This is a genomic window from Cupriavidus sp. 2SB (genome assembly GCF_005503625.1).
In the GTDB taxonomy this organism is placed as follows: domain Bacteria; phylum Pseudomonadota; class Gammaproteobacteria; order Burkholderiales; family Burkholderiaceae; genus Cupriavidus.
Window position 1 is genome coordinate 16369 of the sequence record NZ_SCMX01000073.1, and the last position, 14860, is coordinate 31228.

The 14860-nt window shown below is 65.8% G+C and carries 10 protein-coding genes; 7 read left to right on the forward strand and 3 right to left on the reverse strand.

What is annotated here, in order from left to right; all coding sequences use genetic code 11:
- Positions 1–73: 73 nt before the first annotated feature.
- Both FFS21_RS25595 and FFS21_RS25600 read left to right on the forward strand, forming a co-directional pair.
- A complete protein-coding gene (locus tag FFS21_RS25595; protein ID WP_137927513.1) occupies positions 74–604 on the forward strand; it encodes a sigma-70 family RNA polymerase sigma factor in 531 nt (176 codons plus the stop codon).
- Positions 591–890, forward strand: a complete 300-nt coding sequence (locus FFS21_RS25600) for an anti-sigma factor family protein (protein WP_137927514.1) — start codon at positions 591–593, stop codon at positions 888–890. The genes FFS21_RS25595 and FFS21_RS25600 overlap by 14 nt, the downstream gene beginning before the upstream one ends.
- A 69-nt stretch (positions 891–959) precedes the next feature.
- On the opposite strand, the gene FFS21_RS25605 is transcribed toward FFS21_RS25600, so the two are convergent.
- From FFS21_RS25605 to FFS21_RS25615, 3 genes are all read right to left on the reverse strand, one after another.
- Positions 960–3221, reverse strand: coding sequence for a xanthine dehydrogenase family protein molybdopterin-binding subunit (locus tag FFS21_RS25605; RefSeq protein WP_137927515.1), 2262 nt, complete (start codon positions 3219–3221; stop codon positions 960–962).
- 10 nt (positions 3222–3231) lie between these two features.
- Positions 3232–3690 (reverse strand): (2Fe-2S)-binding protein, encoded by a 459-nt coding sequence (locus FFS21_RS25610; protein WP_137927516.1) that lies wholly within the window; start codon positions 3688–3690, stop codon positions 3232–3234.
- Positions 3691–3856: 166 nt separating this feature from the next.
- Positions 3857–4738, reverse strand: a complete 882-nt coding sequence (locus FFS21_RS25615; RefSeq protein WP_137927517.1) for a c-type cytochrome — start codon at positions 4736–4738, stop codon at positions 3857–3859.
- A 370-nt stretch (positions 4739–5108) separates the two neighbouring features.
- Here FFS21_RS25615 and FFS21_RS25620 point away from each other — a divergent pair, with 370 nt between their 5' ends.
- The 5 genes from FFS21_RS25620 to FFS21_RS25640 all read left to right on the forward strand — a co-directional run bounded on the left by FFS21_RS25620 (position 5109) and on the right by FFS21_RS25640 (position 14576).
- Positions 5109–8471, forward strand: coding sequence for a diguanylate cyclase (locus FFS21_RS25620; protein WP_137927518.1), 3363 nt, complete (start codon positions 5109–5111; stop codon positions 8469–8471).
- A gap of 300 nt (positions 8472–8771) precedes the next feature.
- Positions 8772–10088 carry a dicarboxylate/amino acid:cation symporter gene (locus tag FFS21_RS25625; RefSeq protein WP_137927519.1) on the forward strand — a complete coding sequence of 439 codons (1317 nt, stop codon included), beginning with the start codon at positions 8772–8774 and terminating at the stop codon, positions 10086–10088.
- A 204-nt stretch (positions 10089–10292) separates the two neighbouring features.
- Complete coding sequence (locus FFS21_RS25630; RefSeq protein WP_137927520.1) at positions 10293–12185, forward strand: sensor histidine kinase; 1893 nt, start codon at positions 10293–10295, stop codon at positions 12183–12185.
- Positions 12175–13524 carry a sigma-54-dependent transcriptional regulator gene (locus FFS21_RS25635; protein ID WP_137927521.1) on the forward strand — a complete coding sequence of 450 codons (1350 nt, stop codon included), beginning with the start codon at positions 12175–12177 and terminating at the stop codon, positions 13522–13524. Before FFS21_RS25630 ends, FFS21_RS25635 begins: the two co-directional genes overlap by 11 nt.
- Positions 13525–13979: 455 nt before the next feature.
- Positions 13980–14576: a helix-turn-helix domain-containing protein gene (locus FFS21_RS25640; RefSeq protein WP_137927522.1), complete on the forward strand. Its 597-nt coding sequence runs from the start codon at positions 13980–13982 to the stop codon at positions 14574–14576.
- Positions 14577–14860: the final 284 nt, after the last annotated feature.

Below are 14860 nucleotides of genomic sequence, written 5' to 3' on the forward strand. Positions count from 1 at the left end.
CCGGGTCTACCCCGTTGGCGCGATGCCGGTCCCGGCATAGAATCGTCTGGCGCCAGTACTCTCAAGGGACTGAATGGACGCTGCCAACCCACGCCAACGTTTCGAGACCCAGTTGCTGCCGCATCTGGACGCCGCCCACAACCTTGCCCGGTGGTTGTGCGGCAACGACGAAGACGCCAGTGTCGTGGTGCAGGAAGCCCTTGCACGCGCCTGCCCCCTGTTTGGTAGTGCCCGTGCGGCTCAGCCCCGCCCCTGGCTGTTGGCCATCGTCCACGCCACCTGGCAGTCCCGATATCCTGCGCCGCGCCACGCCGACAACGCCTGGGCGCCCGACACCCCCGATGACGCCACGCAATGGCTCCTCCGCGACGAGGACATCCCCCTTGTCAATGCCGCGCTCGAACGCCTGCCCGTGGCATGCCGCGAGGTACTGGTCCTGCGCGAGCTCGAAGGCTTGCACTACCACGACATCGCACGGATCGTCGATATTCCCGTGGATCAGGTGGCGTCGCGCCTGGACCATGGCCGGCGCCTGCTGGCGGCAACCGTCGCCTTGATACGCAACATTCCACCCGTCGGAGAGTCCCGTCATGGATTGCATTGAGGCACGCCACCTGCTGCGAGCCACCGCCGACGGCGAGGCGGGCGCAGCCGACAGCGTGCGGCTGGAGCGGCATCTGGAAGACTGCGACAGTTGCGTCGACACGCTGCGCCGCCTCCAGTCGCTGCGGCATGCCGTGCAGCACGCCGCCACCTACTACCGAGCGCCCGCCGGCCTGCGCGAACACATTCTCGAATCGCTACCGTCATCGCCATCGCTGTCCGAGCCTGGCTGGGACAGTGCGTCCCACCCGCCCGCCGAGCCCGGCTGGCGGCGTTGGTTCAGATAATTCCGAAGCAGCAAAGAAAAGACCCCGCGCGAGGCGGGGTCCTTCCTTATTGCCTGCGCGAACCGACAATCAGGTCAGCACGAACGGCAACTGGCGCTGGCGCTTGCCCGTGAGACGGAACAGCGCGTTGGCCACGGCCGGGGCAATGCCGGGCGTGCCCGGTTCGCCAAGCCCGGTCGGGTTGTCGTCGGACGGCACGAAGAACACATCCACCATGGGTGCGTCCGGCATGCGGGGCGGCGGATAATCAGGGAAGTTGCTGTTCTTGACCGCGCCATTCTCGATCTCGATGGCAAACCCCGGGCGAGTCATGGCCAGGCCGAAGATGCATCCGCCCTGGATCTGCGCCTCGGCGCCCAGCGGATTGACGACGCGGTTGGCATGCACGCCGGCCGTCACGCGATGCACGCGCGGCTCGCCTTTCACCAGCGACACGTCCACCACGTACGCCACCACCGAGCCGAACGATTCATGCACGGCCACACCCCAGGCGTGTCCCTTCGGCAGTTTCTTCTTGCCATAGCCCGAGCGGTCCACGGCCAGTTGCAGCGCCGCACGGTGACGCGCGTGCTTCTTCTCGTCGAGTTGCGCCATACGCCATGCCACGGGGTCCTTCTTCGCGGCGGTGGCCATTTCGTCAGCCAGCGTTTCCTTGACGAACGCCGTATGCGTGTTACCCACCGAGCGCCACCAGAGCACCGGCACATCCACCTTGGGGTGATGCACCTGCACCTGCAGCGGCACGTCGTAGTCGTTCTCGACGATACCCTCGGTCATCGTGGCATCGACACCGTTCTTGACCATCATCGGCTCGAACGGCGTGCCGGTGATGATCGACTGGCCGACGATCGTGTGCTGCCAGCCCACCACCTTGCCTTGCGCGTCCACGCCGATGCGGGCACGATGCACGTGCAGCGGACGGTAGTAGCCGCCCTTGATGTCGTCCTCGCGGCTCCACATCACCTTGACGGGTTCCGTGTGTCCGCTGGCGACCCACACGCGCAGCACGTTGGCCGCTTCGACGAGGTAGTCAGACGTCGGCACGGCGCGGCGTCCGAAACCGCCACCGGCCATCATCGTGTTCAGCGTGACCTTCTCGGGCGCGAGCTTCAGCGTGCGCGCGATGGCGCCCTGGTCGATGGTCTGGAACTGCGAGCCCACCCACACCTTGACGGCGTTGATCTGCTTGCCAGCCACCTCGGGCTGCAGCGTGCAGTTCAACGGCTCCATTGGCGCGTGGGCCAGGTACGGCACGCGGTATTCGGCGTCGATCACCTTGGCCGCGCCGGCCAGCGCCGAATCGATGCTGCCGCCTTCGAACGGCCGGGCCATGATGCCCGGCTGCGTGGACAGCTTGCTGTACTGATCGAACAGCGCGGCAGTGCTGACTGTGGAGCCCGCGTCTTCCCAGACAATCTCCAGCGCCTCGCGTGCAGTCTTGGCCGGCCAGTAGCCGTCGGCGATCACCGCCACGCCCGTACCGCCACGATCCACGTCGACCAGCAGCACATCGGCCACGCCCTTGATCTTGCGTGCCTTGTCGGCGTTGAACGACTTCACCTTGCCGCCAAAGCGCGGCGGGCGGGCCACCACGGCCACCTTCATGCCCTTGAGGCTCACATCCATGCCGAACACGCCGTCGCCATGCAGCTTGGACGCGGCGTCCAGGCGTGCTGTCGGCTTGCCGACGATGCGGAACTGCGCCGGGTCCTTGAGCTTGACCTCCTTTGGCACAGGCAGCTCCATGGCGGCCGCAGCCAGTTCGCCGTACGTCGCGCGATTGCTGCCGGAGGTGACCACGCCCAGTTGCGCGGTGCAACTGGCCGGGTCGACCTTCCACTTCTGCGCCGCGGCCGTGATCAGCATGGCCCGTGCTCGTGCGCCCAGTTCGCGGTACTGCGTGAACGAATGGTTCAGCGCGGTGGAGCCACCCGTCATCTGGATACCGAACGCGGGGTCCTTGTAAGCGTCGCCAGCCGGGGCCAGCACGCTCGCCACGTTCTTCCAGTCGACATCCAACTCCTCGGCCAGCGCCATCGGCAACGCCGTATGCACACCCTGCCCAAACTCCAGCCGGTTCACCGCAATCGTCACCATGTTGTCCGGCGCGATGCGCAGGAACGCCTGCGGCGCGGGCACGGCCTTGGCCGCGCCCTGCGCCTGCGCGCTGCCTGCCACGCCGGCAATGCCCAGCGCAAACCCACCGCCCGCGAGTCCCGACAGCTTCAGGAAGCTGCGGCGCGACAACGCGCCTGCTGCCTGTGTGTCCTGCGCCGGTTGTTCCGGCGCACCGCTACCGCCCGCCAGGGCTTCAATGCCTCGAATACGCATGGCAATCCCCTCAGGCGATGGCGCGCGCGGCATCCTTGATGGCCGCGCGAATCCGTTGATAGGTGCCGCAGCGGCAGACGTTGCCGGCCATGGCCTGGTCGATATCGGCATCGGTCGGGCGCGGCTTGGTACGCAGCAGGCCCACGGCGCTCATGACCTGGCCGTTCTGGCAATAGCCGCACTGCGCCACATCGTGCTTGAGCCAAGCGGCGAGCACGGCCTTGCCGACCTTGTCGTCGCCCATGCTTTCAATCGTCTGGATCTTGCTGCCGGCCGTGGCCGAGATCGGCATCACGCAGCTACGCGTGGCCTGCCCGTTGATATGGACCGTGCAGGCGCCGCAGGCGGCCATGCCGCAACCGAACTTGGTGCCGGTCATGCCGAGGTTGTCGCGCAGTGCCCACAGCAGTGGCGTGGACGGATCGGCGTCCACCTCCACGGTCTTGCCGTTGAGGGTGAGGGTCGTCATTTGGGGGGTGCTCCTTGGGTACGTGGCCCATGTTTGTTCGCTGCCTGCCGCCCGCTACCGGCCTATGGCAATCCCTGGCCCGAGCGGCAAACCCGTGGAGCATAGTGCAAATATGAAATGCGTGCGCAGGCACACAGACTTTATGTACTTCGCACCATATGCGTGATTATTTCGCTGTCAGGAACAGATATAGCGCGTTGAGGTCGGTGTCGTTCATTTTGGCGAAAGCGCCGAACGGCATCACGCGACTGACGTCGGTGCCATCGGGCCGCTTGCCAGTGCGCATCATCGTCACGAACTGGTCTGCCTGCGGATACGCCTTCATCGCGCCGCCCGGTTGCAGGTCAGCCGCCGGTGGCCAGTCGGGAGGCGCGCCGGGGATATGCCCGCCGCGCAGCGCGGCGCCATGGCACCCCTTGCAGGACTCCGCCACGTAGGCGCCGTACTGGGCGTTGACCGCCGCCGTGACGGCGGGCGCGGGTGGCAGGCTGTGGTCGATCTTCTCGGCGGCGTCCTTGATCACGCCCGCGCCGTACATACCCTGCACGAACCAGGGCAGATGCATGTCGCCGGGCTGTCCGGACGCGGGCGGCAGGCTGCGGACATAGGCCACGAGCGCGCCAAAATCCTCGTTGGACAACCGGTTGTAGTCCTCGCTCGGCATGACCAGCAGCGGCCGGCCGGAGGGGGCCACACCGTGGCGGATGGCACGGTCCCAGTCCTCGGGGCGATATTTGTCGATGGCGGGATTGGCGCGCGTGATGTCGGGCGCGCGCACCCGGAAGCCGTTGGCTTCATCGAACACCTGTTTGCCCGCACCATTGGCGCCGTGGCACTCCATGCAGCCGCGCGATTCGTAGAGATAGCGTCCGTGGGCAATCGCCACGGCATCGGTGGGAAAAGCCACTGGCTGCAGCGCGGGCACTTCCACCGTGCGGACGAGCTTGCGTCCGCCCCACCAGTACGTACTGCCCACGGCGAGCACCACGAACACGATGAAGGCCACCAGCGCGGAGCTGGCAATGCGGAAGAATCGCTTGACGTCCATGGGTGTCCCCCCTGAGCAGCCACCGGTCCAGCCACCGGTCGGCGCCGGCACATTGCACCGGCCCTGCACTTCGCATTCCGTGCGCGATCGTACAGAAGTCAGAAGTCTCGCGCTGGCCTTGATCCGTCAACAGTGTGATTCATATGTACAGTGCGACACCTGACGCGGCGCCCGGATGTGGCGCCCCACCCCATACCAAAATTCCGCGCCTCGCGCCAGCCTCAACAAAGCCATGGTCTCGCCCTTATCTCAGCCAAAGGATTTCGCCTGGCGGCACTACCATGCCGGCTAGGCTGGACCCGGTGCGACCATCGCCCGCGCCCGGCGCAGTATGCAGACGCGCGCCGCGTGTCCCTGGAAATCGACAGAAATGACGTCTGAAACGGTCGCGCCCCCTTCGACCCAACCGCCCCTGCCTGGCATCGTCAGCTGGCGCCCCCTGCTGCTCGCGGCCGGAGGCTACTTCGTACTGGCCCTCGTCGGCCTGTGGCTGGCGCGCGTGCCTGGCCATGCCGCAGCGGTCTGGATGGCCAACGCGTTCGGGCTGGGGCTGCTGCTGCACCGCTCCCGGCAAGAAGCGCCATGGCTGATGGGAGCCATGTTCCTCGGCAACATCGCCGCCGACCTCCTCGGCGGACATCCCATCGGCTCCGCGCTGCTGCTGTCCGGCGCCAACCTGATTGAACTCGTGGCCACCGCCGCCGTGCTGCGCAGCCTTGTGGGGCATCCGGTCCTGGCGCGCAGCGGCCAACTGGCGATGTTCGCCCTCACGCTCAGCGTGGCCTCCACGGTGGGGCCGGCCTTGAGCGGGCTGATGGGCGCGTGGATCATCTCTTCCACGTTCGGCACGCCGTTCCTCAAGGTCTGGTGGAACTGGTGGAATGCAGGCGCCATCGGCACGGTGCTGCTGCTGCCGCTGATGGTGTCGATCTCGCGCGAACGCGTGCGCGCCACCTTCGAGCGCACGCGGCTTGCGCGGCTGGGCGGCATGCTGGCACTGTGCGTGGCCATTGGCGCGGGCGCCATCCGCGCCGGGCACGATCCGTTCGTGGTCATGTCGCTGCCGCTGGTGATCGTGGCACTGGCCAGCAACCCGTTTGCCACCGCGCTGCTGACGCTGCTCTCGGCCATCGCCGCCGAAGGATTCTCGCTGGCGGCCGGCGTGGATGTCCTGGCATCGCGCTCGGTGCCGCTATCCGGCGCGCTGATCCTGGTGTTCCCGGTCTGCATCGCCTTCATGACCGAGCAGAACCGCAAGGGCCGGCACGAACTGCGCAGCAGCGAACAGCGGTTCCGGCAGGCGCTGGAGCACTCGGCCATCGGCATGGCCATCGTCGGGCTGGACGGCCGCTGGCAGATGGTCAACCGCGCCATGGTGGAACTGCTCGGGTACACCCCCGACGAATTGCGCGACCTGCCGTTCCAGTTGATGACCCACCCCGACGACCTGGCCGCCGACCTGCGCCAGATCGAGGGCCTGCTGTCCGGCGAGATCGACTCGTACCGGCTGGAAAAACGCTACCGGCACAAGGACGGCCACTACCTGTGGACCCTGCTCGCGGTATCGCTCGTGCGCGACGACGAAGGCCGGCCCGACCACTTCATCTCGCAGGTGGAGGATATCCACACGCGCAAGCTCGCCCAGCAGCAACTGGAGGAACTGGCGAGGCGCACGCAACTGGCTGTGGAAGCCGGTGGCGTGGGCATCTGGGAGTGGGATTTCTCGCAGGCGTCGATCACCTGGGATGCACGCATGCACGGCCTGCACGGCACGCACCCGGAACTGGGGCCGCCCACGCTGGCCCAGTGGATCGCGATGGTCCACCCCGAGGATGTGAGCCGCGTCAGCGCGGAGATGCGCCAGGCCATCCGGGGCGAGCGCCGCTTTGATACGGAATATCGCATCGTGCGTCCCACGGGCGAGATCCGCCACGTGCGTGCCATGGCCAACACGTCGCGCCGGGAGGACGACACCACCAACGCGCTGGTGGGCACCAACTGGGACATCACCGAGCAGCGCAACCTGACGCGCGCGCTGTTCGAGGAAAAGGAGCGGCTGCACATCACGCTGCGCTCCATCGGCGACGCCGTGATCTGCACGGACCCGGTCATGCGCGTGACGTTCATGAATCCGATTGCCGAGCAGTTGACCGGCTGGAGCATGGACGCCGCCATGGGGCAATCGCTGGACCTGGTCTTCCGCATCGTCGACGAAGACACCGACCTCACCATCCCCAGCCCCGTCGAGCAATGCCTGGAGACGCTGCGCCCTGCCTACCTGCAGGAAGGCGCCGTGCTGCAGAGCCTGACCGGCGAGCGCCACGACGTGCAGGATTCCGCCGCGCCCGTGCTGGCCAACGATGGCGGCGTGCTCGGTGCAGTGCTGGTGTTCCAGGACATCACCACCTCGCGCGCGCTGCAGCGTGAGCTGGCCCACTCGGCCTCGCACGATGCGCTGACCGGCCTGCCGAACCGCGCCTGGTTCGAGAAGCGCCTGCGCGAGTCGTGCGAGCAGGCGCGCCTGCACGGCCACCGCGCCGCGCTATGCTTCATCGACCTGGACCGCTTCAAGATCGTCAACGACACGGCTGGCCACGGCGCGGGCGATGTCCTGCTGCGCGAGCTGGGCTATGTGATCCGCCATCAGGTGCGCCCCGACGACCTGCTGGCGCGGCTGGGCGGCGACGAGTTTGCGCTGCTGCTCAAGGACTGCAGCATCGAGCATGCCGAGCAGGTCTGCCAGAAAGTCATCGATGCCGTGCGCGAGCGGCGCTTTCCGTGGAACGGCCGCGTCTATGACGTGGGCGCGAGCATCGGCATCGCCGCCATCGACAACGACATCCCCTCGGTCAGCGAACTGATGAGCCGCGCCGATGTGGCGTGCTACGCCGCCAAGGCCGCCGGCCGCAACCGTGTCTCGCTCTATCGCCGCGACGAAAGCGATGCCCGCCGCCATCATCGCGAGCTCGAAGTGGCCGCCGGCATTCACTCGGCACTCGACTCCAACCGCTTCCGGCTCTATGCGCAGGAGATCCGCTCGCTGCGCCCCGGCCAGGACGATGCCCAGCACGTAGAAATCCTCGTGCGCATGGTGGACGAGCAAGGCACGCTGATCATGCCGGGCGCGTTCATCCCGGCTGCCGAGCGCTACGACCTGATGGGCCATATCGACCGCTGGGTCATCCGCAATGTGCTGCAGCAGTATGGCGAACGGCTGGTGCGCGTGCCGGGGTTGTCTGTCTCGATCAACCTCTCTGCCAACTCGCTCGGGGAACCCTTCCTGCTGCCGTTCCTGCACGCCGCGCTGGAGGATTCTGCGCTGCCAGCGAACCGCATCCGACTGGAAATCACCGAGACTGCGCTGATCAACAACATGACCGCCGCCAGCCGCGTGGTGGCCGACATGCGCAGCGCCGGCTGCACCGTGGCGCTCGACGATTTCGGCGCAGGCCTCTCCTCCTTCGCCTACCTCAAGCAGTTCCCGGTGGACTACCTCAAGATCGACGGCAGCTTCATCCGCAACCTGACCCGCAACGCCGTGGACCGCGAGATCGTCAGCTCGATCAACGACATTGGCCACCGCCTGGGCGTGCGCACCGTGGCCGAATGGGTCGAGGACGAATCCACGCTCCACACCCTGCGCGCGATTGGCGTGGACTACGCGCAGGGCTATGCGATTGGCAAGCCGATGCCGCTGGAGGCGTTCCTGGATAGTTGCGAGGCGGCGGCTTAGCTAACTTCCTCTGGTTTGCTCCCCTCTCCCGCGTGCGGGAGAGGGGAGCAAGTCACACGAACGCGACCCCACGTTCGGAAACCCGAACACCCCCACCCCTCCCCAGTTCGGATTTCCGAACATTACGTCCTCGTCACACTAAAAATCCCTTTGTTTTCATCGCTTTACGCCATCGCCCTGGCGTGAGAAAGCTGGCACGTCTCGTGCACTCTAGGCGCCGCCGCAGGAATAACCGCTGGCCGCGCCGTCCCCCGAATGCCGCGCGCGCCACGCCAGAGACAAAGGAGGGATGTACCCACGATGACAAAACGACTGCCAACCCTGATCTTCATCGCGATGCTGCTGGGCGTGCTGGCCGGCACCGCCGCGCACAACATGGCGCCGGACGCCGCCGCTGCCAAGGCGATTGCCGACAAGCTCTCGATCCTGACCGACGTGTTCCTGCGGATGATCAAGATGATCATTGGCCCGCTGGTATTTGCCACGCTCGTATCGGGCATTGCCAGCATGGGCGACGGCAAGGCCGTGGGGCGCATCGGCCTGAAGGCCATGGCATGGTTCATGGCCGCCTCGGTCACCTCCCTGCTGCTGGGCCTGATCATGGCCAACGCGCTGGCGCCGGGCCACGGCATGAATCTGCCGCTGCCGGCCGCGGATGCCGCGTCGAACCTGAAGACGGGTGCGCTGAACCTGCGTGACTTCATCGCGCACATGTTCCCGAAGAGCTTCGTGGAAGCAATGGCCAACAACGAGATCCTGCAGATCGTGGTGTTCTCGCTGTTCTTCGGCTTTGCGCTGGGCACGATCAAGGATGGCGTGGGCAAGCCGGTGCTGGCTGGCGTGGAAGGTCTGGCCCACATCATGCTCAAGGTCACCAACTACGTGATGGCTTTCGCGCCGTTTGGCGTGTTTGGTGCGGTGGCCGCCGTGATCACGGCGCAGGGCCTGGGCGTGCTGGTGGTGTACGCCAAGCTGCTGGGCGCCGTGTATCTCTCGCTGGGCCTGCTGTGGATCGCGCTGATCGCCGGTGGCTTCTTCTTCCTGGGCCGTGACGTCTTCACCCTGCTGCGCCAGCTGCGCGCGCCGCTGATGATCGGCTTTGCCACGGCCAGCTCGGAATCGGCCTATCCGAAGGTCATCGACCAGCTCACGCGCTTCGGCGTGAAGCCGCGCATCACGAACTTCGTGCTGCCCCTGGGCTACTCGTTCAACCTGGACGGGTCGATCATGTACACCTCGTTTGCCGCGCTGTTCGTGGCCCAGGTGTACGGCATCGAGCTGTCGCTGTCGCAACAGATCACGATGCTGCTAGTGCTGCTGGTGACCAGCAAAGGCATCGCTGGCGTGCCGCGCGCATCGCTGGTGGTGGTGGCCGCCGTACTGCCGATGTTCGGCCTGCCCGAGGCCGGCATCCTGCTGGTGCTCGGCATCGACCATGTGCTCGACATGGGCCGCACTGTGACCAATGTGCTTGGCAATGCCATTGCCACGACCGTTGTCGCCAAAAGCGAGAACGCGATAGGCGCGCCGGAACTGGATGACGAGATCGATTCCATCGAACCCTCGCCAGCCGCCGACGCCGGCCTGACACCCGTTCAGGTCCTGGCCAGCAAGTAACACGCTGCCAGGTGCGCCGGGGCCCGGTTGCCGATCAGGCTGCCGGGCCTTTTTGCGTTTACCACACCGCTTTTATGGGGCTTATCACCCGTTCAGGTCTTGGGGGTAGTGTGGGTGTGGTAAAACGTCGCCTTGCCGGTGACGCCTCGTCGGTTCTCAGATGCCCGATACGCCACCCGCAGCTTTCGCCTCCCCCGATTCCGCATGATTTTGTCCCCATCCGACGGCGCCACGCCCTCCACCCCGCGGTGGCGCCGCATCGTTCCGTTTGTCGCCCTGCTCGCGCTGGCTGTGCTCATTGCCGGTGCCGGCTGGCTGGGCTACCGCTATACGTACGACGCCGCGCTGGGGCGCCAGGCCGAACGCGGCCAGGTGCAGATGCGGCTCTATGCGCAGGCACTCGAAAGCGAGCTGGCGCGTTATGACTATGTGCCGAGTTTGCTGTCGCTGGACGCACGCATCGACGCGCTGCTGCGCCAGCCGTCCGCACCCGACCGTGTCTCGCAGGCCAACGCCTATCTTGCCGCGCTGAACGGCCGGGCCGGCACCCGCGTGATCTACGTGCTGGACGCCCGCGGCAAGGTACTGGCCACCAGCAACTACCAACGCCCGGACAGCTACCTCGGCGAAGACCTGAGCTTCCGTCCGTATTTCCGCGCAGCAGTCGAAGGCCAGCTTGGCCGTTTCTACGGCGTGGGCACCACGCGCAGCGAGTCCGGCTACTACCTCTCCGCACCGCTCGGTGACCGCGATCATCCCCTCGGCGTGGCCGTGGTCAAGATCGGCCTGGAACCGCTGGAAAACCGCTGGCAGGGCAACGACAGCCAGATGCTGCTGGCCGATGAAAACGGCGTGGTCATCCTCGCGTCCGATCCTTCGTGGAAGCTCGCCGCGCTGCGCCCGCTCTCTGACGACCAGCGCGTCAAGCTCGATCGATCCCTGCAGTACAACCGCGCCCCGCTGCCGCAACTGGCGCTGAGTACCGTGCGTCCGCTGGCCAACGGACCAGCCCAGGAGGGCGATGCCCTGGTGCGGCTGCGACAGGGTCCGCCGATGCTGGCGCAGCATCTGGCGCTGCCTGGCACGGACTGGGACCTGACGCTGCTGACCAACACGTCGCAGGCGCGTGTGGCTGCGCTGAACAGTGCCGCGCTCGCCGGCGTGCTCGCTGCCTTCGTGCTGCTGCTGGGCGCCGCATGGAACGTGCGCCGTCGTATCGCCAGCGAGCGGCTGGCCGCACGCGCCGCGCTCGAAGCGGCCAACAGCGAGCTCGAACGCAAGGTGGCGGAACGTACGTCGGACCTCTCCACCACCAATCATCAATTGCAGGCCGAAGTGGCTGAACGCATTCGCACCGAAAACTATCTGCGGCAGGCGCAGGACGGCCTGTTGCAGGCCGGCAAGCTCGCCGCCGTGGGACAGATGTCGGCCGGCATTGCCCACGAACTGAACCAGCCGCTGGCCGCGCTGCGCACGCTGTCGGGCAATACCGGCAAGTTCCTGGCGCGCGGCGACTACGGTACGGCCCAGCAGAACCTGGAAAAGATCATCGGCCTGGTGGAGAGAATGGGCCGCATCACGGGCGCGCTCAAATCCTTCTCGCGCAATCCTGCGGCCGGTCAGCAGCAGGCGGCACAGCTTGCCGACGCCGTGGACAACGCCCTGTTCCTGCTCGATACCCGCGTGGCAGCGGTGGCAGCACGCATCGAGCGCGATGTCGGCACGCACCTGTCCGTGGCCTGCGATCCGAACCGGCTCGAACAGGTGATCGTGAACCTGATCGGCAACGCGCTCGATGCGGTGAAGGACCAGCCGGCACCGCTGCTGTCGCTCCACGCGTTTGAGGCGGGCGGACTGGTTCACCTGACCGTGCGCGACAACGGGCCAGGGTTGTCCGAAGCCGCCTTCGCGCGACTCTTCGAACCATTCTTCACGACCAAGCCCGCAGGCGAAGGGCTTGGCCTCGGGCTGACGTTGTCCGCAGGCATCCTCAATGAGAACGGTGGAACGCTGACCGCCATCAATCATCCGGACGGCGGCGCGTGCTTCACGCTGGCGCTTCCACCTGCACGCGAGGGCCTACGTCATGTCGGCTGATCCGAACCAGCGTCAGGAGGGCGGACTCGCCGTCCTGATCGTCGAAGACGATGCCGACGTGCGCCTGGGATGCGAGCAGGCGCTCGGCCTCGAAGGCATCGCCACGCAGTCGGTGCCCAACGCCGAAGCGGCATGGCGCGAGATCGAGGCAGGCTTTGCCGGTATCGTGGTCAGCGACATCCATTTGCCCGGTGCCGATGGCATGTCGCTGCTGCGCGATATCGTGGCGCGCGACCCGGCCATGCCGGTCATCATGATCACCGGCCACGGCGATGTCTCGCTGGCCGTGCAGGCCATGAAACAAGGCGCCTACGACTTCATCGAGAAACCGTTCTCGCCGGAGCGGCTCGTCGCCACCTCTCGCCGTGCGCTGGACAAGCGCCGGCTTGCGCTGGAAGTGGCGGACCTGCGTGCGCGCCTGGCCGGACGCGATGGGCTGGCAGCGCAACTCATCGGACATTCGCCGGCCATCGAACGGCTGCGCCGCATGATCGACAGCGTGGGCGATACGGCCGCCAACGTGCTGATCCACGGCGAGACCGGCACCGGCAAGGAACTCGTGGCGCGCTGCCTGCACGAAGCGAGCGCCCGCCGCGCGAAGCATTTCGTGCCGATCAATTGCGGCGGCCTGCCGGAGCAATTGTTCGAATCCGAAATCTTCGGGCATGAGGCGGGGGCCTTCACCGGCGCCGCACGGCGCCGCATCGGCAAGATCGAACACGCCGAAGGCGGCACGCTGTTCCTCGACGAGATCGAGAGCATGCCCATGCCGATGCAGATCAAGCTGCTGCGCGTGCTGCAGGAGCGCGTGATCGAGCGGCTCGGATCGAACCAGCCCGTGCCGGTGAACACACGTGTGGTGGCGGCCACCAAGGCAAACTTGCGTGCGATGGCCGACGCGAGCCAGTTCCGCGCGGACCTGTATTACCGGCTCAACGTGGTGACGCTGGAACTGCCGCCGCTGCGCGAGCGCCGCGAGGACGTGCCGCTGCTGTTCGAGCATTTCCTGGCCCAGGCGGCGCTGCGTTTCGAGCGCGAGGCCGTGCCGGCGACCCCGGGCGAACTGGCTGCACTGGTTGCCTACCCATGGCCCGGCAACGTCCGCGAACTACGCAACCTGGCCGAACGCCACGTGCTGGGCCTGGGCTGCGATCCGACGCAAGGCACGACGGCACCCGCTGCACTGCCGTTGCCACAGGCCGTGGAGCAGTTCGAGCGCGCGCTGATTGCCGATGCACTGCGTCGTCACGACGGCAACCTGACGCGTGCCGGCGATGCTTTGGGCGTGGCAAAAACCACGCTGTTCGACAAGGTCCGCAAGTACGGGCTGTCCGGCTAGGACGCCTGGCTCATGGCGGTTGTAGCAAATGTCTGCCGTGGGGAACCGTGGCACAGAATGCAAGGTCTGTCATTTGTTGGGAAACCATTCAGACATGTCTGCATACATGTCGCTCGTCATGCGGGGTGTCTACCGAATGGCATTGATGTTCGTTAAACAACAAAAGTGTGACGCCAATCATTGCTTTCCCTGTGGCGACGAATCATCTTGAAGTCATACTATTTGCATTCGGCATTCCGGGCATTGTTGGCGCGATGCTCGCCGAAGCGTAGCCGGCCACCTGAAGCCGTTGCTACGTCAACAGGTACCAAAGCAACAAAGGCCTGCCGGGGAGCGGGCCAAGCATCAGGGTCAGTAAAAAAAGGCAAGCCCGGCCTCAGGCCGGCGTGGCGTGTCCGAGGGCGCCACGCAGTGCAGATTGCACTGTGCTGTCGATCGACACTACGGGTGATTGGATGAAACTGGATCCTGAACTGGCTGAAAAGCCGTACTACAGCACGCGTACCGCCGCGAAGCTTCTCAATGTTTCGCTGGGCACCGTCCAGAAGATGGTCGAGCGAGGAGAACTCGGCGCCTGGAAGACCAATGGTGGCCATCGGCGCATCCACAAGGAAACGGTGCATCGGCTACTCGCCAACCGGGCCATGCCTGACGCCGGCGTCGAGCACGATCTCGACCTTGTGGTCTTCCATCCCAACCATAACGAAGCGCAGCGCATCAGCGCCCAGCTTGGAAAATGGTCGCTGCCGCTGAAAACGCAGGTGCTCGAAGACGTGGTCGACACGGTCATCATGTCTGTGGACGCTCATCCGCGCGTCGTCCTCTACTACGTGGAGGAGCTCAACGACGCGGAATCGGCGACGATCGAGAAACTGCAGAACTTCTTTGCGCGCCAGCGCGTGATCTTCGCAGTGATCACGAACCGCCAGGCCTATGAAGGCGTGGCCGATGCACTGCAGCAATGGGGCATCATGGTCTTCCTGAAGACGCCCTCGCTGGAAGAGATCAAGGGCTTCCTGCGCGCCCAACTGATGATGGGACGCGGCGGCTGAGATTCACCGATGAAACAACAACGGCCCGGATGACAAGTCCGGGCCGTTTTGTTTTGGGGGCTCCCCGCGCTGTCTTTTTGATTCCCTCTCCCGCCTCTTTTTTTCCCCTCTCCCGCCTTGCCTATGTTGGCTCCCCTCTCCCGCCTCTTTTTTTCTCCCCTCTCCCGCAAGGCGGGAGAGCAACCGTGTCAAGCAGGTCGGTTGTTCTGCCAAGGCCGACCCGTCTTGACCATGACATTGAGAATCGTCAGAAGCTTCCTCATGCACCCGACGATGGCGACTTT

Coding starts and splice junctions, on each gene's coding strand:
- FFS21_RS25595 (WP_137927513.1), top strand. CDS start 74: ATGGACGCTGCCAACCCACGCCAACGTTTCGAGACCCAGTTGCTGCCG.
- FFS21_RS25600 (WP_137927514.1), top strand. CDS start 591: ATGGATTGCATTGAGGCACGCCACCTGCTGCGAGCCACCGCCGACGGC.
- FFS21_RS25605 (WP_137927515.1), bottom strand. CDS start 3,221: ATGCGTATTCGAGGCATTGAAGCCCTGGCGGGCGGTAGCGGTGCGCCG.
- FFS21_RS25610 (WP_137927516.1), bottom strand. CDS start 3,690: ATGACGACCCTCACCCTCAACGGCAAGACCGTGGAGGTGGACGCCGAT.
- FFS21_RS25615 (WP_137927517.1), bottom strand. CDS start 4,738: ATGGACGTCAAGCGATTCTTCCGCATTGCCAGCTCCGCGCTGGTGGCC.
- FFS21_RS25620 (WP_137927518.1), top strand. CDS start 5,109: ATGACGTCTGAAACGGTCGCGCCCCCTTCGACCCAACCGCCCCTGCCT.
- FFS21_RS25625 (WP_137927519.1), top strand. CDS start 8,772: ATGACAAAACGACTGCCAACCCTGATCTTCATCGCGATGCTGCTGGGC.
- FFS21_RS25630 (WP_137927520.1), top strand. CDS start 10,293: ATGATTTTGTCCCCATCCGACGGCGCCACGCCCTCCACCCCGCGGTGG.
- FFS21_RS25635 (WP_137927521.1), top strand. CDS start 12,175: ATGTCGGCTGATCCGAACCAGCGTCAGGAGGGCGGACTCGCCGTCCTG.
- FFS21_RS25640 (WP_137927522.1), top strand. CDS start 13,980: ATGAAACTGGATCCTGAACTGGCTGAAAAGCCGTACTACAGCACGCGT.